General features: G+C 58.1%; 17 protein-coding genes. 9 read left to right on the top strand and 8 right to left on the bottom strand.

The annotated features are described in order from the left end of the window. Positions 1 to 79: 79 nt before the first annotated feature. Together D3Y59_RS05970 and topA are read right to left on the bottom strand one after the other, a co-directional pair. Entirely contained in the window at positions 80 to 982 is a 903-nt protein-coding gene (locus D3Y59_RS05970) for a DUF4846 domain-containing protein (RefSeq protein ID WP_119444222.1), read from the bottom strand. 112 nt (positions 983 to 1094) lie between these two features. Continuing rightward, positions 1095 to 3533 carry a type I DNA topoisomerase gene (gene topA / locus D3Y59_RS05965; RefSeq protein WP_119444221.1) on the bottom strand — a complete coding sequence of 813 codons (2439 nt, stop codon included), beginning with the start codon at positions 3531 to 3533 and terminating at the stop codon, positions 1095 to 1097. Positions 3534 to 3887: 354 nt separating this feature from the next. Here topA and D3Y59_RS05960 point away from each other — a divergent pair, with 354 nt between their 5' ends. The 8 genes from D3Y59_RS05960 to D3Y59_RS05925 all read left to right on the top strand — a co-directional run bounded on the left by D3Y59_RS05960 (position 3888) and on the right by D3Y59_RS05925 (position 13944). Beyond that, positions 3888 to 7775, top strand: a complete 3888-nt coding sequence (locus D3Y59_RS05960; RefSeq protein WP_240410548.1) for a methyl-accepting chemotaxis protein — start codon at positions 3888 to 3890, stop codon at positions 7773 to 7775. An 83-nt stretch (positions 7776 to 7858) separates the two neighbouring features. After that, a complete protein-coding gene (locus D3Y59_RS05955; RefSeq protein ID WP_119444220.1) occupies positions 7859 to 8401 on the top strand; it encodes a chemotaxis protein CheW in 543 nt (180 codons plus the stop codon). Between the two features lie 42 nt (positions 8402 to 8443). Further along, on the top strand, positions 8444 to 8848 hold the full coding sequence (locus D3Y59_RS05950) for a response regulator (protein ID WP_119444219.1): 405 nt from the start codon (positions 8444 to 8446) through the stop codon (positions 8846 to 8848). Positions 8849 to 9004: 156 nt separating this feature from the next. After that, entirely contained in the window at positions 9005 to 10048 is a 1044-nt protein-coding gene (locus D3Y59_RS05945; protein ID WP_162910589.1) for a chemotaxis protein CheB, read from the top strand. Continuing rightward, complete coding sequence (locus tag D3Y59_RS05940) at positions 10045 to 11682, top strand: chemotaxis protein CheA (RefSeq protein ID WP_119444217.1); 1638 nt, start codon at positions 10045 to 10047, stop codon at positions 11680 to 11682. Before D3Y59_RS05945 ends, D3Y59_RS05940 begins: the two co-directional genes overlap by 4 nt. 68 nt (positions 11683 to 11750) lie before the next feature. Next, entirely contained in the window at positions 11751 to 12386 is a 636-nt protein-coding gene (locus D3Y59_RS05935; protein ID WP_240410547.1) for a chemotaxis protein CheC, read from the top strand. A 33-nt stretch (positions 12387 to 12419) separates the two neighbouring features. Beyond that, positions 12420 to 13517 (top strand): agmatinase, encoded by a 1098-nt coding sequence (speB, locus tag D3Y59_RS05930; RefSeq protein WP_119444216.1) that lies wholly within the window; start codon positions 12420 to 12422, stop codon positions 13515 to 13517. Between the two features lie 91 nt (positions 13518 to 13608). Further along, positions 13609 to 13944, top strand: coding sequence for a phage holin family protein (locus D3Y59_RS05925; RefSeq protein WP_119444215.1), 336 nt, complete (start codon positions 13609 to 13611; stop codon positions 13942 to 13944). A gap of 73 nt (positions 13945 to 14017) precedes the next feature. On the opposite strand, the gene D3Y59_RS05920 is transcribed toward D3Y59_RS05925, so the two are convergent. From D3Y59_RS05920 to D3Y59_RS05900, 5 genes are all read right to left on the bottom strand, one after another. Then, positions 14018 to 14911 (bottom strand): DUF4349 domain-containing protein, encoded by an 894-nt coding sequence (locus D3Y59_RS05920; protein WP_119444214.1) that lies wholly within the window; start codon positions 14909 to 14911, stop codon positions 14018 to 14020. 154 nt (positions 14912 to 15065) lie between these two features. Continuing rightward, a complete protein-coding gene (gene murA, locus D3Y59_RS05915) occupies positions 15066 to 16373 on the bottom strand; it encodes a UDP-N-acetylglucosamine 1-carboxyvinyltransferase (RefSeq protein WP_119444213.1) in 1308 nt (435 codons plus the stop codon). 5 nt (positions 16374 to 16378) lie between these two features. Next, positions 16379 to 17098 (bottom strand): DUF4290 domain-containing protein, encoded by a 720-nt coding sequence (locus D3Y59_RS05910; protein WP_119444212.1) that lies wholly within the window; start codon positions 17096 to 17098, stop codon positions 16379 to 16381. A gap of 269 nt (positions 17099 to 17367) precedes the next feature. After that, positions 17368 to 19608 (bottom strand): ATP-dependent helicase, encoded by a 2241-nt coding sequence (locus D3Y59_RS05905; RefSeq protein ID WP_119446348.1) that lies wholly within the window; start codon positions 19606 to 19608, stop codon positions 17368 to 17370. A gap of 134 nt (positions 19609 to 19742) precedes the next feature. Further along, the gene (locus D3Y59_RS05900) at positions 19743 to 20444 is read right to left on the bottom strand and encodes a hypothetical protein (RefSeq protein ID WP_162910588.1); all 702 of its coding nucleotides are present in this window, start codon (positions 20442 to 20444) and stop codon (positions 19743 to 19745) included. 638 nt (positions 20445 to 21082) lie between these two features. On the opposite strand from D3Y59_RS05900, the gene D3Y59_RS05895 reads away from it, so the two are divergent. After that, on the top strand, positions 21083 to 21655 hold the full coding sequence (locus D3Y59_RS05895; protein WP_119444210.1) for a DUF3109 family protein: 573 nt from the start codon (positions 21083 to 21085) through the stop codon (positions 21653 to 21655). 75 nt (positions 21656 to 21730) lie between these two features. Here D3Y59_RS05895 and accC read toward each other — a convergent pair whose 3' ends face one another. Beyond that, complete coding sequence (gene accC / locus D3Y59_RS05890) at positions 21731 to 23074, bottom strand: acetyl-CoA carboxylase biotin carboxylase subunit (protein ID WP_119444209.1); 1344 nt, start codon at positions 23072 to 23074, stop codon at positions 21731 to 21733. Positions 23075 to 23109: the final 35 nt, after the last annotated feature.

The raw sequence follows: 23109 nt of genomic DNA, 5'->3' as shown, positions 1-23109 counted from the left end.
CAAAATACGTTGGCGCGACCTAGGGCGGCCGCGGTGCCTGATGCAGTTCAACGCATAACCACCTAGGGCAGTTGAGCCGCTATTGCCAGCGCATTAGCTGCGCAGCCGTAAAATCCCATTCGGGCGTTTCGAGCCACTCCGCTGCGGGGTCGATGTAAAACCAAGCGCCTAGGCCTGTACTGGGCCGGTTTCGCAGCACGTGCATGTCTTGGGCGGGCATGTAGCTTTGGGCCAGCAGCGCGTACCGGCGCTTGGTGGCCGGGTGCTCAGCCACATCGAGCACCATTACCGCATGGCCCGGCGAGCCGCCTTTGATGAGCACGTCGCCGGGTTGCACCTCGCCCAGCGGCACCGGCCGCAACTCGCGGCTAAGCGAAAGCGAGCCAGCGTAGGTAAAAATTTGATCGAGGTAGCGGCGCAGCGCGGCGTGCGTGGGGGCTTCGGCGTTCCTAGGTGCCGGCAGCACCTCGTCGCCTTGCACCCGAAACCCTTGGCCCGCAACCCAGTCGCCAAACCAAATGTCGTGGCCACTGGTGAGGCGGAAATGAATTTGCCGGAAATTTTGGGTGAACTGGTACTCTGCACGCAGGCGCATCACGGCATCGGCGCACTGCTGCAAATCGTGCGGGCCGGTGTCAAGGTCGAGCACGGCCGCATGCACTGTTTGCGGGGTTTTCAGGCGGCCGTTGTGCAAGTACACCGGCGTGTTTTTTGGCCGCAGCGGCAGGTAGCGCAACCAGTGCGCAAAGGAGTTAGGAGCAGCCGCAATGCGCTGGCAACCCACTGGTACCGCAAACCGGGCCGCCAACGTTTGCTGCTCGTTGTAAGGGCGCATAAGCCAGCTGTAGGGGTGGTGGCTGGCGGCCTGCAACCTAGGGCTGGGCACCGTTGAGCGCAGCGCATAATCAGGCGAAGCCAACGGGTTGCCGGCCGCCCAAAGCAAGGCCAGACCCAGGGCCGAATGAAGCATGAACGAACGCATAAGCTAGCAACGCAACCAACCCAAAATATTGTAGGTGATTTGCTAGTTGCGCAAAATGCCAAAAGCCCCGCCGTTTATAAACGGCGGGGCTTTTGTACCTAGGAGTACGGGGTTACTTAGCGGCTTTTTTGGCCGTGCCCGTAGCTTTTTTAGCAGCGGGCTTTTTGGCTGCGCCATCGGCTTTTTTGGCCGGGGCTTTGGCCGCGGGTGCCGCAGCCTTTTTGGCCCCAAAACGGCCGCGGCTGGGCTTGTCGGGCGTGGCTTCGGCCAGCTCCAGGCAGCGCTCCAGCGAAAGGCTGCGGGGTTCTTCGCCCTTCGGGATCTTCACGTTTTTGCCACCGCACACGATGTACGGGCCGTATTTGCCGTTGAGCACCTGCACGTCGGCCCGGCCCTCGGGCTCAAACGTCAGAATTACTTTTTCGGCCTCCTGCTTACGCTTTTCCGCAATCAGCTGTACGGCTTCTTCGGGCGTTACGGTGTGCGGGTCCTGGCCTTTGGCAAGCGAGTAAAACTTGCTGTCGTGGCGGATGTATGGGCCGAAGCGGCCGATGGCAGCCGTCATGTCCTTTTCCTCGAACTGGCCTACCACGCGCGGCAACTTAAATAACTCCAGCGCCTCCTCCAGCGTTAGGGTTTCAATGAACTGGCCTTTGCGCAGATTGGCGTACGCCGGCTTGGTTTCGCCTTCGGCTTCGCCCAGCTGAACGTAGGGTCCAAAGCGGCCCAGCTTAGCGTAAATTTTATCGCCGGTTTCGGGGTGGTCGCCAATCAGGCGGGTGGTGCCCACGTCGGCGCGCTCCACTTCTTTGCCGCGCTCCACGGTTTCGTGGAACGTGCCGTAGAAGCCCGCAATCATATGCTCCCAAGCCTCTTGTCCTTCGGCAATGCGGTCGAATTCTTCTTCCACTTTAGCCGTGAAAGAGTAGTCGATGATCAGCGGGAAGTGCTCAACCAAAAAGTCGTTCACCACCATAGCCGTGTCCGTCGGGAACAGCTTGCCGCGGTCGGCGCCGTACACTTCCGTCTTGACTTCCGTGTTCACCTGCTCGCCGTCGAGCGTGAGCACATGGAACTTGCGCTCCTTGCCTTCGCGGGTGTCTTTTTCTACGTAGCCGCGCTTCTGAATGGTGCTAATGGTGGGTGCGTACGTCGATGGCCGACCGATACCCATTTCCTCCAGCTTTTTCACCAACGAAGCTTCGGTGTAGCGGGCTGGTGGCTGCGCGTAACGCTCCGTGGCCGATAGGCGCTGCAGCGGCAGTTGCTGGCCCACGCTTAGGGGCGGCAACCCACGCGAAAACGACGATTCGCCGTCGTTTTCATCTTCGTCTTTCGACTCGCTGTAGGCTTTCAGAAAACCCTCAAACGTAATCACCTCGCCCGTGGCCGTGAGCGTTACGCCGGGCTGCGTGCTGATGCCGATGGTAGCCACCGTGCGCTCAATCTCGGCGTCGGCCATTTGCGAGGCCATGGCGCGCTTGCGAATGAGGTCGTAGAGGCGTTGCTCGGCCGAGTCTTCGCCGGCTTTTACCAACGAAAAATCGGTGGGGCGAATAGCTTCGTGCGCTTCCTGGGCCGAGGCGGCTTTGGTTTTGAACTGCCGGGTGTGCGAATACTCAGGGCCATAAGCGCGGCTAATTTCGGCTTTGGCGCCCGTCAGGGCTTCCTGCGACAGGTTCACCGAGTCGGTACGCATGTAGCTGATTTTGCCGCCTTCGTACAAGCGCTGCGCCACGCTCATGGTTTGCGCCACCGAAAAGCCCAGCTTGCGCGAAGCTTCCTGCTGCAGTGTCGATGTGGTAAAGGGCGGCGCAGGGCTGCGTTTGCCCGGCTTTTTTTCGAGCGTTTCGATGCGGTATGCCGCACCGGCGCAACGCGCCAAAAAGGCTTCTGCTTCCTCCAGCGTCTTTAGGCGCTGGGGCAACTCGGCTTCGAGCACGGCACCGTTGCCGGCGTCGAAGCGCGCCACCACGCGGTACGCCGACGACGTTTTAAACTGCTGAATTTCACGCTCGCGCTCCACCACCAAGCGCACCGCCACCGACTGCACGCGGCCCGCCGACAACCCGGTTTTTACCTTCTTCCAAAGCACCGGCGACAACTCGAAGCCCACGAGGCGGTCGAGCACGCGGCGAGCCTGCTGGGCGTTTACCAAGTTCAGGTCGATTTCGCGGGGCGAATCGATGGCGTTCAGAATGGCGTTCTTCGTCAACTCCCGGAACACGATGCGCCGGGTTTTGTCGTTGGTTAGGTCGAGGGTCTCGGCCAAGTGCCACGAAATGGCTTCGCCCTCGCGGTCGGCGTCGCTTGCTAGCCACACCGTTTCCGCTTCCTTGGCCAGCTTCTTCAGCTGAGAAATTACCTCGCGCTTATCGGGCGAAACGACGTAGGTTGGCTTGAAGCCGTTCTGGATATCAATGGCGTTGTTGTCCTTTGGCAAATCGCGTACGTGCCCGAAGCTTGACTTAACGACAAAGTCTTTGCCTAGGTAGCCCTCGATGGTTTTGGCTTTGGCAGGCGACTCCACGATGACGAGGTTCTTAACCATAGAATAGGGGTGGGGTAGTGGTAAGGCGCGGGTGGAGCTGCGGAGGTAAAACGGAAACGAAAAAGCGCAACGGGCTGTTGAACTCGGCCGCAAAGATGGTCGAATAATCCATCCTCGCTATGCAAAGGCGCCTAGGGCAAGTTCAACACCCATGGATCTAAAGGAGTTTCGAGCTGCCGAAAGTATTGCCGATCAATACCCTGTCAACGATAAAATCAGCGGCACCGATGTCAAAAAGAATATATAGTAGCGCGCAACCAACTGCGTTTGCTACTTTTGTCAGTGTTGCCCATTATCCTCATTGGGTAGCCACCTGCTTTCACCGCGCTTTTTTGCGCTTCGACCCTACCATTTATGGCCTCCGGTAAGAACAGCAAACCTGCTACGAACCCTACGCCTTTCGACGACGACGCCGATTTGCCAGTTGACGCTGACATGAGCAAGTCTGAACCCGTTGAACGCGTGAGTTCCGACTTGACGCGTAAACGGGGTGCCGCTCGCGGTAGCTCCGCGGGCACGCAGGATCCCGACTATGTTAACGAGCAGCTGAACCGCGTTCTGTATGCCCTCGACGCCTTTAAGAAAGGCGACATCTCGGTGCGCCTAACCAAGCAGAACGACGACATCTTCGCTGAAATTGCCGAAGCCTACAACTCAATGGTAGAGATGATCGGCGGCGTGGGTGGCGAGGTATCGCGCATCTCGAAAGTAGCGGGGGTAGAAGGTAACCTGAAGGCACGCGCCTCCGGCGAAAACGCCACGGGTTTCTGGCGCGACATGATCAACAACATCAACGGCCTGGTAGACTCCATTGCCGTACCGGTGTTGGAGGTAGGCAAGGTATTGAAGAACATCTCGCGCGGTAACCTCGACGAGTCGTTCCAGATTCCGGTGTCGGGCGACTTCAAGTTGATGGCCGAAACCATCAACAAAACCATCGACAACCTGAACGTATTTGCCAGCGAGGTAACCCGCGTGGCGCAGGAAGTGGGTACCGAAGGCCGCCTAGGTGGCCAGGCCAACGTGCCGAGCGTAGCAGGCGTGTGGAAGGACCTGACGGACAACGTGAACACGATGGCCGCCAACCTGACCTCGCAGGTGCGCGACATTGCGAACGTAGCCACCGCGGTAGCCAAAGGCGACCTGACGCAAAAGATTACGGTTGACGTGAAAGGCGAACTGCTTCAACTGAAGCAGAACCTTAACCAGATGGTGGACTCGCTCAACCTCTTCGCCGGCGAGGTAACCCGTGTAGCACTTGAGGTAGGTACCGAAGGTAAACTAGGCGGCCAGGCTGTGGTGCCCGGTGTAGGTGGTGTTTGGAAAGAACTCACCGACAACGTAAACAACATGGCTTCCAACCTGACCTCGCAGGTGCGCGACATTGCGAACGTAGCCACCGCGGTAGCCCGCGGCGACTTGTCGCAGAAGATGACTGTGAACGTGAAGGGCGAAATTCTGGAGCTCAAGAACATCTTGAACCAGATGGTGGACTCGCTCAACATCTTCGGTGACGAAGTAACCCGTGTGGCGCGCGAAGTGGGTACGGAGGGTAAGCTGGGCGGCCAAGCCGTAGTACCGCGAGTTGGTGGTACTTGGAAAGAGTTGACCGACAACGTAAACACCATGGCTTCGAACTTGACGAGCCAGGTGCGCGACATCGCGAACGTAGCAACCGCAGTAGCAAAAGGTGACCTGACGCAAAAGATTACGGTAGATGTAAAAGGCGAACTGCTGGATCTGAAGAACATTCTGAACCAGATGGTGGACTCGCTCAACATCTTCGCTGGCGAGGTAACCCGCGTGGCACGCGAAGTAGGTACCGAAGGTATCCTAGGTGGTCAGGCCAACGTGCCGAATGTGGGCGGGGTATGGAAAGACCTCACCGACAACGTGAACACGATGGCTTCGAACTTGACTTCGCAGGTGCGTGACATTGCTAACGTAGCTACCGCGGTAGCCCGCGGCGACTTGTCGCAGAAAATTACGGTAAACGTAAAGGGCGAACTGCTTCAGTTGAAGGAAAACCTCAACCAGATGGTGGACTCGCTGAACACGTTTGGTGACGAAGTAACCCGCGTGGCGCGCGAAGTAGGTACGGAGGGTAAGCTGGGCGGCCAGGCTGTGGTGCCGAACGTGCGCGGTACCTGGAAAGAGCTGACCGACAATGTAAACACCATGGCCGCGTCGCTGACCTCGCAGGTACGTGACATTGCTAATGTAACCACGGCGGTAGCCCGCGGCGACCTAAGCCAGAAAGTGTCGGTTGACGTTCGGGGCGAGATGTTGGAGCTAAAAGACAACATCAACCGAATGGTGGACTCGCTGAACGTATTTGCTGGCGAGGTAACCCGCGTGGCGCAGGAAGTAGGCACCGAAGGCCGCCTAGGTGGCCAAGCCAACGTACCGAATGTGAGCGGGGTATGGAAGGACTTGACGGACAATGTAAACCGCATGGCTGCCAACCTTACCACACAGGTACGTGGTATCGTAAAGGTAGTAACCGGTGTATCGCAAGGTGACCTTACCCAAAAGCTGACCCTGGAAGCCAAGGGCGAACTAGCAGATCTGGCGGATACCATCAACCGAATGGTGGACGACCTGAACCGCTTGGCGCAAGAAGTTAGCCGCGTGGCCCGCGTAGCCGGTGTCGAAGGCAAGCTGACCGAGCGCGCCATGGTAACCGAGGTAAGCGGTTCGTGGAAAGACATCGTGGATACGCTGAACGACCTGATCGAGTCGATTGCCTCGCCGGTACTGGAAGTGTCGCGCGTGGTACGAGCCGTATCGGAAGGCGATCTGACGCAGAAGGTAGAAGTACCAACCGCCGGCGACATCTACGCCATGGCAATGGCTTTGAACACGGCCGTTGAAAGCTTGAACGAACTGCTCGCCGAAATCAACGACTCGTCGTTGGTAGTAGGGGCCTCGTCGGAGGAAATGGCGCAGAAAGGCCTCGAGATGAGCCGCGTAACGGTTGACGTGTCGCTTGCCATGCAACAGATGGCAGAAGGCGCGCAAAACCAGGCTATGAAGACCGACCAGGCCTTTAAGCTGATCGAGGAAATCATGCAGGCCACGAAGGAAACCGCCAACAAGGCCGACGTGGTAAACAAAGCCGCCATCCTAGGTGAGCAAACCTCGCAGCTGGGTCTGAAGACGGTGGCAGAAGTGGTTAAGAACATGGAGGAAATCTCCAGCGCTTCGGCCCAAACGGCCAAAACCATTGATGTACTCTCGGTTCGCTCGCAGGACATCAGCAAGTCGCTGGGTGTAATCACCGACATTGCTGCCCAAACCAACTTGCTGGCTCTGAACGCAGCCATCGAAGCTGCCCGTGCCGGCGAAGCCGGTCGTGGTTTCGCGGTAGTAGCCGAAGAAATCCGCAAGCTTGCCGAAGGTTCGCGCAAATCGGCAAACGAAATTGCCACGCTGGTAGAGGACGTTCGTAAGGACACCGCCTCGGCCGCAACCGCTATTTCGACCATGGAGGGCCGAGTACTGAAAGGGAAAAACGCAACGTTCGAGGCCAGCTCGGCCTTTAAAAACATTGCAACCTCGTCGGGCGAAATCCTCCGCACCTCGCGCGACATTCTCACGGCAACCGAGATTCAGAAGACCTCGATTGGCGACGTAGTAAAGTACGTAGAGGAAGTAGTAGCTATCGCCGAGCAAACGGCCTCGGGTACGCAGCAGGTAGCCAGCACGGCCAAGCAGCTTTCGAGCTCGATGTCGGAACTGACGGCTTCGAGCCAGAAGCTGACCGACATTGCCGACGACCTGCAGGTGGGCCTTTCGGCCTTCCAGCTGATGGACCACCTGGCCGAAGACGTGTACTACGAGCCCGCGCCTCCCGTACGCAGCAGCTTGCGGCGTATGCAGCAAGGGCACGTATCGGCGCGCGAAGAAGTAGCGGCACGTGCAGCGCGCACGCCCAACCGTTCGGTAACGGCAGCAGCGGCACGCACGGTAGCCAACGGCGGAACGCCCGTAACGCCCCCAAACCGCCCCACGCGCCCGGTGCCGTTGCCGCGCCCGCAGTCGAATGGTAGTGCCGAACCGGCTCGTGGCACCCGCAAACCAGCACCCGCTGCTGAAGCTGCCGCGGCAACCACTCGCAAAGTCCCCGTACGCCGGCCGGCACCTGCGGCTTCGAATGAAGACCCGCAAGGTTCGGCAGGTAAGGCAGGCAAAGAAGGCGGTGAAACTCCGAAGGCTGCTCCAAAACGCAAGAACAAATAATTGACGGTTAGGTCGTTGTCGGGCAGGGCAATTGAAGAATTGACTTGCCCGGCTAGCCTGCATTGCTCAGCTACTCCTAGCGCATGACTGAAAATTCGGCTGCCGCAGAAAAGAAGCCCCAGAAGTCGGAAGTACCTGTTCAGCTCATCGTTTTCCGCCTAGGTAACGAGGAGTACGGCATCCGTATTGAGCAGGTAAAGGAGGTAACGGTAACCCCGGAAATTGCCCGCATGCCCAAAACGCCGCGTTTTGTTAAGGGCATCGCCAATTTGCGCGGCGACATTATTGCCATCATCGATTTGGAGGAACGGTTTCGGTTGCGGCGCTCCGATCAGCCCCTGCCGCCGCAAACGTTTACGCTGGCCATCGAAGCCCGCGACTACACGATTGGCATCATTGTGCGCGAAGTACCGCAGCCCATTTCGATTCCGGCATCGAGCATCGAGCAAGCACCTGATTTCATTCAGGACATCAACATTCACGACAAGTACATCGAGGGAATTGCGCGGGTCGACAATCGTATCATCATTGTGTTGGACATGCTCAAGTTGCTCACCCCCGAAGAAATCATGCAGCTGCGCCCGCGGGCAACATCTTCTGCCGGCGCCGAGCGTAAACAGGCCTGATTTCTTTCACATTCTCCCATCGAGTTCTTTTAATCCGATCCTATGAAAAACCGCATCCTCATCGTAGACGATTCTTTCTACATGCGCACGATGCTGAAGAACATGCTTACCGACGCCGGGTACGACGTGGTAGGCGAGGCTGCCAACGGCCAACAGGCCCGGGAGCTGGCTTCGCAAACCAAGCCCGACCTGATTACGCTCGACGTGATTCTGCCGGATAACACCGGGTTGGAAGTGCTTAAGGACATCCGCCTAGAGCTGCCCGATGTTAAAATCGTGATGTGCAGCGCCGTGGGACAGGAGGTAATTGTGAACGAGGCATTGGAAAGCGGTGCCATGGCTTACATCGTGAAGCCTTTCTCCGAAGACAAAGTCCTTGAAATCGTAAGCGGTGCTTTGCAAGAAGCCGGCAGCGATTCATCAACTAACTCCGAAGCAGCCGAGTAATCGTCGTTTTTAGCTGATGTTGGTAAGCACCTGCCATAATCAGGTGCTTGGGCTAGCCTCTCTTTATCCACCCGTTGCGTTTTGCTTAGTTCTTCCGCCGTGCATGCACCCCTGACCATCTTACTTGGCGATTTGCCAGGTTTGGTGCGCTTGGCTGTGTCCAAGGTATTGCGGACGGACAAGGATGTGCGCATCGTTGCAAGCACCTCGGGCGCGCACGACCTGCTTGATCAAACGCGGGCCCTCCGTCCCGATCTGATTATTGTGGGTGACCAATCGGCGCCGGTGCTGCACGAGCTGGCCAGCTGCCACCGCGGACCCGTGTTGTTGTACTCGGCGCAGAACCTGCGCGCCAGTTTGCTTCGCGACACGGCCAAATGGGGCGTATACGACCATTTTGGGCCCATGCCTGCCGCATCGCACCCCGACCACGCCTTCGCACGACGGGAGCTGCTGCGAAAAGTGCACCGTTCGCGGCGGGTTGTGACGGCCTACGTTGGGCGCTCATCCGCCAAAGCCGAATTGGTTACCGAGGTGGCTGCCTTGCGCCGTACCAACCTTGCGCCACCTAGGGGGCTTATCGTGCTGGGTGGCTCAACGGGAGGAGCTGCGGCCGTAGAACACATTGTGCGGCAGCTTGCCCCAACCATTCGGCATGCGGTGGTGGTGGCCGTGCACTTACCCGCCTCGTTCACGGCGGTTTTGGTGGAGCGGCTTCGCAAGGTTTCGGTGTTGCCCGTAGTGCAAGGCGCCGCCGGCATGCGGCTTGAGCCCGGCAAGATTGTGGTGGTACCCGGCGGACGTCACTGGACAATTCGCGGAAGCTTGCCGCAACAAATTTGGCTAGCCCCGGCTACCGAGCAGGCCCCAGCCCTCGACGAGCCCAGCATCGATTTGTTGTTGAGCTCGGCAGCCCGGGCCGCTGGCCGTAATACCCTCGGGGTAGTGCTCACCGGCCTCGGCAACGATGGTAGCGTGGGGGCCCAGGTAGTGCGCCAGCTTGGAGGTACTGTAGTTGCCCAAGACGAACAATCGTCAGCTGTGTTTGGCATGCCGAAAGCGGTCATTCGGGCCGGGCATGCAACGGTGGTGCTCAGCCTAGGCGAGTTGCCACCCTTTATCAACGCCCACACGCAGGTACTGCGTCCGTGGCCGTTGGTTTCTCGAACCACTTCCGTTTCCCGCTCCTACACCCGATGAAATCGCGCGAACAGGAATACCGGGAGTTGTTCATGGCCGAAGCCCTTGAGGCGTACGATGCCATGAGCCAGCACATTTCGGTGCTGGAGAAGCGGCCCGACGACGAAGCCGCCCTGCAGGAGTTGTTTCGCCTGATGCACAACCTGAAGGCCAATGCCCGCGCCATGGGCTATACAGAAATTGGCGAGGTGGCGCACCGCATGGAAACCATCTTCGGCGAAATACGCAGCAAAGAGCGGGCGTTTTCGGACTCGTTGGTGCCTGTGCTATTCGCTGGCATCGATGTGCTGGGCGAGATGATTCGGGCTGTGGGTGCCAACCGGCCTTTGCCCGATGGTACGGCATTGCTGGACAACCTCGACCGGGTAATGCGCGGCGAAGAGCCTGAGCTCGAGCCAAACCAGGTACGGCACTCCGACGAAGATGCTACGCGCAAGCTGGAGCTTTCCGATTTGGTTTATATCCCGATCAAGAAGCTCGACCATCTGCTAAACCTCGTAGGCGAGCTGATTATTGACCGCGACCGGGTGCTTACCATAAGCCAGGAGGTAGGCGATGTTGCGCTGGCAAGCATAGCGGCTCACCTCAGCCGTTTGGCCGACGACCTGCAGTACTCCGTGATGGATGCGCGCCTGGTAGGGGTGGGTACGCTGTTCAACAAGTTTCCGCGGGTGGTGCGCGACGTAGCCACGGCCGAGCAAAAGCAGGTGGAATTGACCATCAGCGGGCAGGACATCCAGATCGACCGCAACATCCTGCAAATCATTACCGATGCGCTGCTGCACCTGGTGCGCAACGCCATCGGTCACGGCATCGAAACGCCTGAAGAGCGCGCACGCGTGGGCAAATCGCCACTGGGTCACCTTACGCTCTCGGCCCAAACCGAGCGCGACGACGTGCTGATTCGCATCACCGACGATGGCCGCGGCATCGATGTGGAGCGCGTACGGCGCAAAGCTGTGGAGCGCGGCCAAATCCCGACCGACGCCGCCAGTCGCCTAAGCGACGTTGAGGTATACAGCCTCATGTTCGAGGCAGGCTTTTCGACCGCCGAGCAGGTTACCGAAATTTCGGGCCGCGGCGTAGGCCTCGACGTGGTAAAGCTGGCTATCGACTCCCTAGGTGGTCAGTTGCGCGTGGAGTCGCAGTTGGGCCAGGGCACCACGTTTACGCTGGTGCTGCCCACCTCAATTGCCGTAAAAGGCGCGTTGTTGTTCCAGCTAGATGGCCATTCGTACGCTTTGCCGCTGATGCACACCGATTCGGTGGTTTCGTTGCGGCCCGAGCAGTTGCACGCCGTGGGCGGGATGCTGCTGGCCAAAGTGCAGGACGAACACATACCGGTGGTGAAGCTGGCCGAACTGCTCGACGACTCCGACGAGCCGCTGCAACCCGCCGACCGCGAAGCCCTCACAGGTCGTCAGGATATTATCATCACCAGCTATAATGGTCGTAAGCTGGGTCTGATTGTCGACCAGTTTCTGCGCCAGCAGGACATTGTTATTAAACCCGTGAGCCAGCCGCTCGACATGATTGATTTGTTTGGCGGCGTCACACTACTCGGCAGTGGGCAGGTGTGTTTGGTACTGGACGTACCGGCCCTGACGCGCCTGTTTATAGCCCGCCGCCCATGATACACGTACAGCCAAATTCGGGTCGCCGCCGAGTTGCCGCCGGCCTGCTACCTAACTGACCCACCCGTATGGACCTGCACATGAACGATCTGGAACGGGACATTATCCGCGAAATCCTCAACATCGGGTTGGCGCGGGCAGCCGACTCATTTGCTGCCATTGCCCAAGAAAAGGTGTTGCTGGAGGTGCCGAGCCTAGAGCTCGTCAAGCCGCGCGATATACTCAAAATGGTGAACAAGTACCAGGCGCAACACGTCGTGGTGCAATCCGACATCAAAGGCGATTTCAACGGTACTACCCTGATGTTCTTCTCGGGGCAGCACGTGCAGCGGTTGTCGCGCGTGTGCTTGCGCCAAACGGTTGCGGAAACCCTCAACCTGAGCGAGATGCAGGAATCGTTGTTGCTCGAAATCAGCAACATCATTACCGGTGCCTTGGTAACGCAGTTGGCTAACATTCTAAAAGCCAAGATTTACGGTGCCCCACCGCGCGCGCCCAAAGGCGACCTAGCGCATGCCCTCGATAACCTGCTGCTGTCGCACCCGCAGATGCAGCCGCTGATCTTCTCGGTGATTACGCAGTTTTCCGACCAGAACAGCAACGTGGAATTGCCGCTCATGCTGTTCTTCGACCGCCTGACGTTCGACAAAATTCTTTCCATCATCCGCACCTACGACCTGCCCGGCAACGGCCAACCCGCCTAGCTTACCGGCAAGTTTGCTACTTACCGTACTTCCATGCACGATCCCATCACCCTTGCGTTGCAGCAGAAACTGGCCAATTTCGACCCGAATGCCGTTGGCGATACATCGGGTGGATTGTTTGGCTTGCCATTCACAGTGGATGAGGCCCAAGTAGTTGTGGTGCCCGTTCCGTGGGAAGTAACCGTGTCGTACCGCGCCGGCACGGCGCAGGGGCCCGCCGCCATTGCCGAGGCTTCCTCGCAGGTCGACCTCTACGATCCGGACATTGCCGATGCTTGGAAGTTGGGCTTGGCCATGGATGAAATCAACGCCGAATGGGAAGCCGAAAGCAAAAAGCTGCGCGAATCGGCCGAAGACTACATTAACTGGCTGGAGGACGGCCAGCCGCAGGAAAACGCGGCCAATCTGCAGGTGATTCCGGCCAAAGTAACCGAGCGCGGTAAAGCCCTGCTGGAGTGGCTGAAGGCCCGAACCGGCCAGTACCTCGACGCTGGGAAGGCGGTAGTAGTGCTTGGCGGCGACCACAGCACGCCCCTAGGTTACATGCATGCGCTGGCCGAGCGGCACGAGGAGTTTGGCATTCTGCAAATTGACGCTCACTGCGACCTGCGCGTAGCTTACGAAGGATTCCATTATTCGCACGCCTCCATCATGTACAACGCCCTGCAACTGCCGCAGGTGAAGAAACTGGTGCAAGTAGGCATCCGCGACCTGTGCCAACAGGAGGCCGACGTTATTGCCCAATCGGGTGGCCGCGTGGTGATGTTCCACCACCGCTTTTTGCGCGACGAGATGTACGGCAAAAAGTCGTGGAAAAAGCAGTGCAGCAAGATTATTGCCCAACTGCCGCAGAAGGTTTACCTCAGCTTCGATATCGACGGCCTTGACCCAAAACTGTGCCCCGGTACCGGTACGCCCGTGCCCGGCGGGTTGGAGTTTGAAGAGGCGCTGTACCTGATACGTGCTGTGGTGCGCTCGGGCCGCCAAATCATCGGCTGCGACCTAAACGAGGTAGCGCCCGGCGACACCGATTGGAACGGCAATGTAGGAGCGCGCTTGCTTTACCAGATGATCAACTGGATGGCTGTATCGCAGGGCCGCCTCACGGCCAACGGCATGGCCGCGGTATAGCAGCCAAGTATTTGCTTTTTCGTATAGTTGCCCGTCAGCTCCACCGTGCGAGCTGGCGGGCAATTTTCATTTCCACCAAACAGCTGCTCTCATGGGCTTTATTCTGAAATTTATTCTCAGCGGCATCATCGCCTACGTGCTTACCAAAGTGTTGCCCGGCGCGCACCTAGGGAGTTTTGTCGATGCATTGTTGCTGGTTGTAGTGCTGGGTTTGCTGAACGCGGTTGTGAAGCCCATCCTGAAGCTGATCGGCTTGCCTATCACCATCCTTACCCTTGGCCTGTTTCTGCTGGTAATCAACGCCGTAATTGTGCTCCTGGCCGACTGGATTCTGCCCGGCTTCAAGGTCGATGGCTTTGTTGCTGCCTTGATATTCAGCGTGGTGCTAACCGTCGCAACGGCCATTGTCGACATGATAATCGACTAACACCTGTTGCGCATGCCGCAGCAACAAGGCCGCCCCGTACCCGGGGCGGCCTTGTTGCTTTTGGGCGCTAGGGCTACCTAGGGGCCGAGGCCGGCCGCCTGCGCCACCACCTGAACAGCCACAGCCCGGCCGGAAGTAACACGAATGCTGGCCAGAGGTACACCGCACCAATCACCAGATTGGTAACAAGATGCCAGCCGCCGTAGAACGCCTCGGCCATCCGGCTGCCAAACGATAGTACCGGTGCCTCGGGCGTAGGCAGGGCCAATGGCTGGTACAGCTTCAGGAAAATGGTTGAATAGGCAACTTCGTCGTTGAGGGTTTTCAGCCGACTGTCGGTGGCTTCAATGTCTTCGCGCACTTCGCCGAGCTTTTGCTCAATTTCTAGTACTTCGCTGATCTTCTTAGCCTGGCTCAGAAGCCCCACATAGCGCTGTTCTAAAGCACGTTTCGTGCGTAGGCGTGCCGACACATCGGCGTGCTGGCCGGTTACGTCTTCCGCCTCAATGGCTTTGTTTTCGACAGTACCTAACCGGGCCAATCCGTTGAGCAGCGCCGTGAACTGTTGAGGGCGCACCCGAATAGTCATTTCCTGGCGCCAGTTGTCTTCTTCGCGGGTTTGGGTGGCACTGCTTGCCCAACTGCCGCTACGCCGCACAACGCTATCTACTTGCGCCGCCGCTTTGCCTAGGTCGTCTACCCTGATGTCGACGTGGGCTTTGTATACCAACAGCCGCGCCCCAGCCGGGGCTTGGGGTGCCAGTGCGGCGCTTCCGCTTGCTTTATCGGCCAGCGTAGGTTGGGGTGCAGGCGGAGCCGATGGGGGAGGCGGAACGGGTGGTGCGGATAGTTCCTCGGTCTGGGTGGCTGCGTCCGCGCTGGCTTGGGCCGATTGCGGCTCGCGGCTGCTGCAACTCGCCACAAACAAAGCGAGGCCCGCAAAAATAACTTTGGTTAGGTAGTTCATGGGTTTAGGATAGAAGGGGCAAAGCCCAACGGCATAACGCCACGCCGGCGCCTACCTTATATGCCCGCCGGCCCCCGTAAGTAACCCTTACAAAAGCAACCGGCCGCTACTGACGTGCAGAAGCGGCCGGTTTGAGGCGATGAAAAGGGTGTTGTTACACGCGCTTGATTTGCGCACCTAGGGCTTGCAAGCGGCCGTCGATGTTCTGGTAGCCGCGGTCAATCTGCTCTACGTTCAGAATCGTGCTCTTGCCTTCGGCCGAAAGGGCCGCAATCAGCAAGGCCACACCGGCCCGGATGTCCGGCGACGTCATGGTAATGCCGCGCAGGGCGTGGCGCTTGTCCAAGCCAATCACAATGGCGCGGTGCGGGTCGCAGAGGGTGATTTGCGCGCCCATGTCGATAAGCTTATCCACAAAGAACAAGCGCGACTCAAACATCTTCTGGTGGATAAGCACGGTGCCTTTGGCCTGCGTAGCTACTACCAGTGCAATGCTCAGCAGGTCGGGGGTAAAGCCCGGCCAGGTATGGTCTGATACAGTCAGGATGGAGCCGTCGAGGTAAGTGGCAATTTCGTAACGGTCTTGGGCCGGCACGTAAATGTCGTCGCCGCGGTACTCCAGCTTGATGCCCAGCTTGCGGAAGGTGTCAGGGATGAGGCCGAGCTCCGGAATCTGGCAGTCTTTGATGGTGATTTCCGAACCCGTCATGGCAGCCAAGCCAATGAACGAGCCAATCTCGATCATGTCGGGCAGCATGCGGTGCTCGGTGCCTCCTAGGCGTTCCACACCTTCAATAGTGAGCAGGTTCGAGCCGATGCCTTGGATTTTGGCACCCATGCGCACCAGCATTTTGCACAGCTGCTGCAGGTAGGGTTCGCAGGCAGCGTTGTAAATGGTGGTTGTGCCTTCGGCCAGTACCGCACCCATCACGATGTTGGCGGTGCCGGTTACCGAAGCTTCATCGAGCAGCATGTGCGCGCCGTGCAGCTTGCCCGGGCTCGAAATCTTGTAAAAATCGGTGCCCTCTACCTTCAGCTCGCCGCCCAGTTTTTGCAGGCCCACAAAGTGCGTGTCGAGCGGGCGACGGCCGATTTTGTCGCCGCCGGGTTTGGGCAGCTGGCACTTGCCAAAGCGGGCCAGCATCGGACCCAAAATCATTACCGACCCGCGCAGTTCCCGCGCCTGCTTCACGAACGCCGGCGTGTCGAGGTACTGGAGGTTCACGTCGTCGGCCTGGAAGCGGTAAGTATCACCACCTAGGCGCTCCACCTTCACGCCCATGTCGGCCAGCAGCTCAATGAGCTTGTTGACGTCGCGGATGTCGGGAATGTTGGAGATGGTAACCGGCTCGGCAGTCACGAGCACGGCACAAATAATTTGCAGAGCCTCGTTTTTGGCTCCTTGCGGCACAATTTCGCCGCGTAGCGGTTGCCCGCCAATTACTTCAAAAGCTGCAGACATGTACTCTATTGCGGCGGTTGTTGCTGGTCGCGTCCTCCTTTTTTGCCCCGGCGCTTATCGCGACGGTCGTTTTTGCCTCCTCCACGGCGCTGTTCACGCTCGCCACGCTCGGCGCGCGGTTGTTGCACCACAAAAGCCCCGCCGCGGCCACCGGCCGGTGCGGCGCTGGCAATGGTATCGAGGCCGCCTAGGTTCTCCAACTGGTTGATATCGAGCACCAGCTTGCCCCCCGAAAGGTCTTTCAGGTGCTTCAGGATGGTTACGTCCTTCGGCACATCCTTGCTGTGCATGCGGTACAAAAACTTCATCACGCGGCCTACCGAAAGCGCTGCCTGCTCGCGCTCAGTGGCATCCTCAATTTCGTTGGCTTTGGCAATGAGCTCCTCCACGTTTTTGCCGTAAGGGCGCAGCTTGGGCGCCTTCCTGGGGTAGGCAAGGGGCTTGGGCTTTTGGTTGAACTGATCGAGGCCCGTGAGCGGGTAAGGAGCATCCACGTCCAGCTGGTTACCGGTCATGGCGTATAAGTGGTTCCAGAGCTTGTGCTGGTAGTCCTGCTGCTCGCGCACGCCCGGGTTCAGGCGAAACATCAGCTGCACCACTTGGTGGGCGCGCTTCGTGCGCTCGGCGCGGTCTTCCAGCGTGAGTAGCGTTTGGGCCAACTGGTAGGTGTTATGGCCGTATTCGCGCACCAGCAGCTGGAGCTGCGGAGGGAGGGTTTCAATCATGGGAAGGTCAAGAAAGACTTCGGCGGCACCAAGGGGCTCAGCTGAGCAGGAGGACCAACCGAGAGGCCGGACAGTTGAGCTCGGCCATTTGAAGTGCTAAATATACGGCTGTTGCGCGGCTTCGGTAATGCTTGTGCTGATCGGAAGCACTTATGCGGCATAAAAGGTAGCGCCGCTGGTCCGGCTGCTATGTTCCGACCGACGTATTTGCTACATCAAAGGTTCAGAACATACCAGCCGGACCAGCGGCGCTACGCTTGTGCTGAGGCTTACAGGATGCGGAGCTTAGCGAAACTCAATAGCAAGGTTTTCTCTCCTACGCCGCCTTCAAACTGAATGGTGGCTTTCGTCTGTCCGGCCTGGTTTTCCATTTTGGTAACTGTACCAAAGCCAAATTTGGGATGTTCCACCTTGTTGCCGGCGGCTAGGTTACTAGTGTCCGAGGGCTTAAAGTCGGCCGAGGGCACGTAGGGCTTTATCGGGGCGGCGGCGGGCTTAATCTTCTGCGCACCAACCAAATTCGAACGGCGCTCCAGCACCGGCGCGAAAGGGCTTTCTTCGGTGCCGTACTTAAAATCGACGTACGTGGGGTCGATTTCGTCGATAAAGCGGCTTTTCTCGCAGCTGCGCAAGTTGCCCCACTGGTAGCGCGAGGTGGCGTAGCTCAGCGTCAGCTTCTTCTCGGCGCGGGTAATGGCCACGTAAAACAGGCGGCGCTCTTCCTCCAGGTCGGCCCGCGAGGTAATCATCATTTGCGAGGGGAAGAGGTTCTCTTCCATGCCCACGATGTACACGTTGCGGAACTCCAACCCCTTGGCCGAGTGGATGGTCATCAACGTTACCGACTCGCCGTCGTCTTTGGCATCCTTCAGGTCGGTGTCGGTAACCAGGGCAATGTCCTGCAGAAACGAAGCCAGCGACTTATCCTCGCGCTCGGGGTCGTCGACGTACTCCTTGATACCGTTCAGCAATTCCTGAATGTTCTCGTAGCGCGACAAGCCCTCAATGCTTTTGTCGGCGTACAAGTCCTCGATCATGCCCGAGTTTTTGGCAATGAACTTAGCGGCCTCAAACGCATCGTCCTTGCCAGCTACCACGGCGTAGCTCTTGATCTGCTCGGCAAAGCCTACCACCGGGTTCGATACCCGCGCCGGCAAGAACTTCTCGGCATTGGCCACCACGTCCCACAGCGTTTCGTTGGCTTCGTCGGCCGAGTTAATCAGCTTGCTGATGGTCGTATCGCCGATGCCGCGCTTGGGGTAGTTAATCACCCGGCGCAGCGCCTGCTCGTCGTTCGGGTTTACCGTCAGGCGCAGGTAAGCCACCAAGTCCTTGATTTCCTTACGCTGGTAAAAGCTCAGGCCGCCCACAATCTTGTACTTGATGTTGAGCTTGCGCAGGGCTTCTTCCATCGCGCGGCTTTGCGCGTTGGTGCGGTACAGGATAGCAAAGTCTTCGTAGGACAGATGGTGGTTCATCTTGTCCTCGTAGATGCTGTTAGCCACCAAGCGGCCTTCTTCGTTGTCCGAAGCGGCGCGGATCACTTCGATGCGCGGGCCTTCCTCGTTGTCGGAGAAAACACTTTTGCGCAATTGCGCCTGGTTGTTTTTGATAACCGAGTTTGCCGCCTTTACGATGTTTTTGGTGGAGCGGTAGTTTTGCTCAAGCTTGAAAACAGCTAGCTCGGGGTAGTCTTTCTCGAAGTTGAGAATGTTCTGAATATCAGCGCCGCGGAAAGCGTAGATGCTTTGCGCGTCGTCGCCCACCACGCAAATGTTGCGGTTTTTGGCCGCCAGCTTACGCGTAATCAGGTACTGCGAGTAGTTGGTATCCTGGTACTCGTCCACCATCACGTGGTGAAAGATGTTCTGGTACTTGTTGAGCACATCCACGTGGTCCTTAAAGAGCACGTTGGTTTGGTACAGCAAGTCGTCGAAGTCCATGGCGCCGGCCTTGAAGCAGCGCTGCTGGTACTGCTGGTAAATCACCCCAATTTTCGGGCGCATGGCGGCCTCGTCGTCCTGCCGAATAACGGGGTCGTTGAGGTACTGCTGCACCGAAATGAGCTTGTTCTTGGCCGCCGAAATCCGACCTAGGACGGTGCTGGGCTTGTACAGCTTGTCATCGAGGTCCAACTCTTTGACAATCTGCGAAACGAGGGTTTTAGTGTCCTGCGTGTCGTAAATGGTGAAGTGGCGCGGAAAGCCCAGCTTATCGGCTTCCGAACGCAAAATCCGGGCGAAGATGCTGTGGAAGGTGCCCATCCAAAGGTTCTTCGCCTCGGGGCCTACCACCTTCTCGATACGCGCCCGCATTTCGCGCGCGGCTTTGTTGGTAAACGTAAGGGCCAGGATGTTGAACGGGTCGACGCCCTTCTCCAGCAAGTGAGCAATGCGGTAGGTGAGTACCCGCGTTTTGCCCGAACCCGCACCCGCAATAATCATCGCCGGGCCTTCGGTGTGTAACACCGCGCCGCGCTGCGACTCGTTCAGTAGGGAAATATAATCCAGTGCCATTCTCTTTCTTGTAGCCCGATTACGGGCTAACAACAAAGGTAAGGCTAAAGCTCCGCCGGGGGAAAGCAATTAGCTAATCTGGTTGGCTAAGGGCTCGGGCAAATGAAGTGCACCCCGTCCCCGCCAGCTTACTTCATCAAATGCCGGTTCAGGCGCAAGGTCAGCTTCAAGGAATCCTGCCGCCAGCGACCTGCTAAATACAGCGAGTCGGGCTGCACCGCCCGAAACACCCAACGGCGCGGCGGTGCGAAATCATTGGCTTCGTTGCGGGCCACCATTAAAAGTGCCTTTTCAGGCAAAGAGTCATCCGGCTCGGTTATAAACCGGTCGCGGCGCATGGTGTTTCGCAGCACCGCTTGCGCGGCCTGAAAATACGCCCGGGTGGGGTAGGCCGAGTCGGCCGGGGTAAGCGGTTGCCAGCGGCCGTTTGCCCAACGGGCCGCTTGGGTGGTTTCCCACACCCCCGTGTAGGGAAACACAGCGGCTTGCGAAGCCGCGTATTCGCGGGTGCTGGCCAGATCGAACGCCGTTGAGGTGATTACAACGACTGTCAGCAGCACGCCTAAGCTGCGGTAGACTATTCGGCCCCGCTTGCCAAAACGCACTGAGGTAGGTGGCGAGGTTCGTAGAGCCGCCGAACGATGCCCGATAAAGAAATGCCACAGCCGGTCCAAATCCTGGCCCAACAGCAATAGGGAGAAAAACAGGTAGCTTGCGGAGCCGATTTTGACGCACACATCGAAGAAAATGTTGACGACAAACACGTTCAACATCACCACTGCTGCGATAAAGGCGCCCAAAGTGCGGGTGCGCCTGAAAAGGAGCAACATGCCCGGCAATACCTCTCCCCAGCCCAAAAATTGCTGATAGCCTGTTGAGTAGCCAAAAAATTGCCAGGCTACCCGCATGGGCGTGAGCTCGGCCGGGGGCGTATCCAGGTTTGCCCATAACCGCGGGAACTGCGTACCCAACACTTTCACAAATCCGTACTTCAGTAGTGTTAAGCTTAGGTACAGGGCTACCACATCGAGCACGACAGCAGGCACTGCCCAGCTTCGCCGGAGCACTATTTGGCTCACCGCCAACGCCAAGCCCACAACGCAGCCCCAAACTGCCCCTACCTGCACTGCTGCCCATTCGGCGGGGGTATCGCCACAACTCGAACGAACCGCCGGCTCTGATGCTACGATGCCCGTGGCGGCAGCCAACTCATAAAGCAGCGGGCTCAACATCAGGCCCAACGCCAAGCTAGTAACGATGGTGTTAAGCAAATGCCACCCCGTAGGCGGATTAAGCAACTGAGTAGTAACGGGCCGCATACTATTGGCTGGAAGGTTTAAGCCCGACAATATATGCGCAAATGCATATTTAGTGGCATTTGGCGCATCCTAGAACTTCGCCGACTGGGCTGCGGTTTGACACCGAGCTAGCGGCTGTATCTTTGCGGTTCGCTTTTGCGCCTGTTTCCATGATTATCATCCAGAATACCATCGTTTCCGACGATGTTCGCGACCAGTTCTTCGTTTGCAACCTCGAGCGCTGTAAAGGTGCTTGCTGCGTTGAAGGGGACCTAGGGGCCCCGCTCGAAGAAGAGGAACTGAAAATTTTGGAGCAGGAGTACGACAAAATAAAACCCTACATGACCCTAGGTGGCCGGCACGCCATCGAGGAGCAGGGGCTGTACATTAAGGATTGGGAAGGCGACTACAGCACGCCCACCATCGACAACCGCGAGTGTGCTTACGCGCTTTACGACGAGCGCGGCATTTTAAAGTGCGCCATCGAGCAGGCCTACCTTGCCGGGGCAACTACGTTCAAAAAACCCATCAGCTGCCACCTTTACCCCATTCGCATCAGCAAGTACGACGAGTTCGACGCGCTGAACTACGACCGGTGGCACATCTGCAATGCCGCATGCTCCTTCGGTGAGCAGTTGGGCGTACCCGTTTACCGGTTCCTGAAAGAGCCGCTGATCCGGAAGTACGGCGAACAATGGTATGGCGAACTTGTACAGGAGATTGAAGCACCTAAGGTATCATAACATGAATTTGAGGTAAACAAGAAGGCCCGATCTGTGTGCAGATCGGGCCTTCTTGTTGCTATTAGCTGCTGTGTTTTACAGCGTCGAGAAGTCGAACGACTCCAGGAACTTCGTGGTGAAGTTACCGGCCTTAAAGTCCTCGTCGTCCATCAACTTCAGGTGGAAGGGGATGGTCGTTTTGATGCCTTCAACCACAAACTCCGACAGCGCACGCTTCATCTTTACAACGCATTCCTCGCGGGTTTGCGCCACGGTGATGAGCTTGGCAATCATCGAGTCGTAGTTCGGCGGAATCTGGTAGCCTGCATACACGTGGGTATCCACGCGCACGCCGTGGCCGCCAGGAATGTGTAGCACCGTGATTTTGCCGGGCGACGGACGGAAGTCCTTCGTGGGGTCTTCGGCGTTGATGCGGCACTCCATGGCGTGCAGCTTGGGCATGTAGTTTTTGCCCGAAATCGGGATGCCAGCCGCTACCTTGATTTGCTCCTTGATTAGGTCGAAGTTGATTACCTCTTCCGTCACGGGGTGCTCCACCTGAATGCGGGTGTTCATCTCCATGAAGTAGAAGTCGCGGTTCTTATCAACCAAAAATTCGATCGTGCCCACGCCTTCGTAGCCGATGGAGGCCGCGCCAGCAATAGCGGCCTGGCCCATTTTCTCACGCAACTCTGGCGTCATGAAGGGAGAAGGCGCTTCTTCTACCAACTTTTGGTGGCGGCGCTGAATCGAGCAGTCACGCTCCGAAAGGTGGCACACGGTGCCAAACTGGTCGCCGGCAACCTGAATCTCGATGTGGCGGGGTTCCTCCACAAACTTCTCCAGGTAAACGCCGTCGTTACCGAAAGCGGCTTTGGCTTCGGTGCGGGCATCGTTCCAGGCTTTCTCGAACTCGTCCTCGCTCTTGATGATGCGCATGCCGCGGCCACCGCCACCGGCCGTAGCCTTCAGGATAACGGGGTACTTGATTTCGGTAGCCACGCGCTTGCCTTGCTCCAACGAGTCGAGCAAGCCATCGGAGCCGGGGATGGTGGGCACGCCTGCCTTCTTCATCGTGTCCTTGGCCGAGGCTTTGTCGCCCATCGAGTTGATCATCTCGGGCGAGGCACCGATGAACTTGATGCCGTTTTCGCGGCAGATGCGCGAGAACTCCGCGTTTTCCGACAAGAAACCGTAGCCCGGGTGAATGGCGTCGGCGTTCGTGATTTCGGCGGCCGCAATCAGGTTCGGTATGTTCAGGTAGCTGTCGCGGGAGGGCGGCGGGCCAATGCACACGGCCTCGTCGGCGAAGCGTACGTGCAGGCTTTCCTTGTCAGCGGTGGAGTAAACCGCCACCGTTTTGATCCCCATTTCGCGACAGGTGCGAATCACGCGAAGCGCAATTTCGCCGCGGTTGGCAATGAGTATTTTCTTGAACACAGCTCTGGGTGTAGATAGGAGAGCTGAGAGCTTAG

Source organism: Hymenobacter oligotrophus (assembly GCF_003574965.1).
Taxonomy (GTDB): Bacteria; Bacteroidota; Bacteroidia; order Cytophagales; family Hymenobacteraceae; genus Solirubrum; species Solirubrum oligotrophum.
Note: the sequence above shows the minus strand (reverse complement) of the source record. Positions and strands in the feature narration are given on the sequence as shown.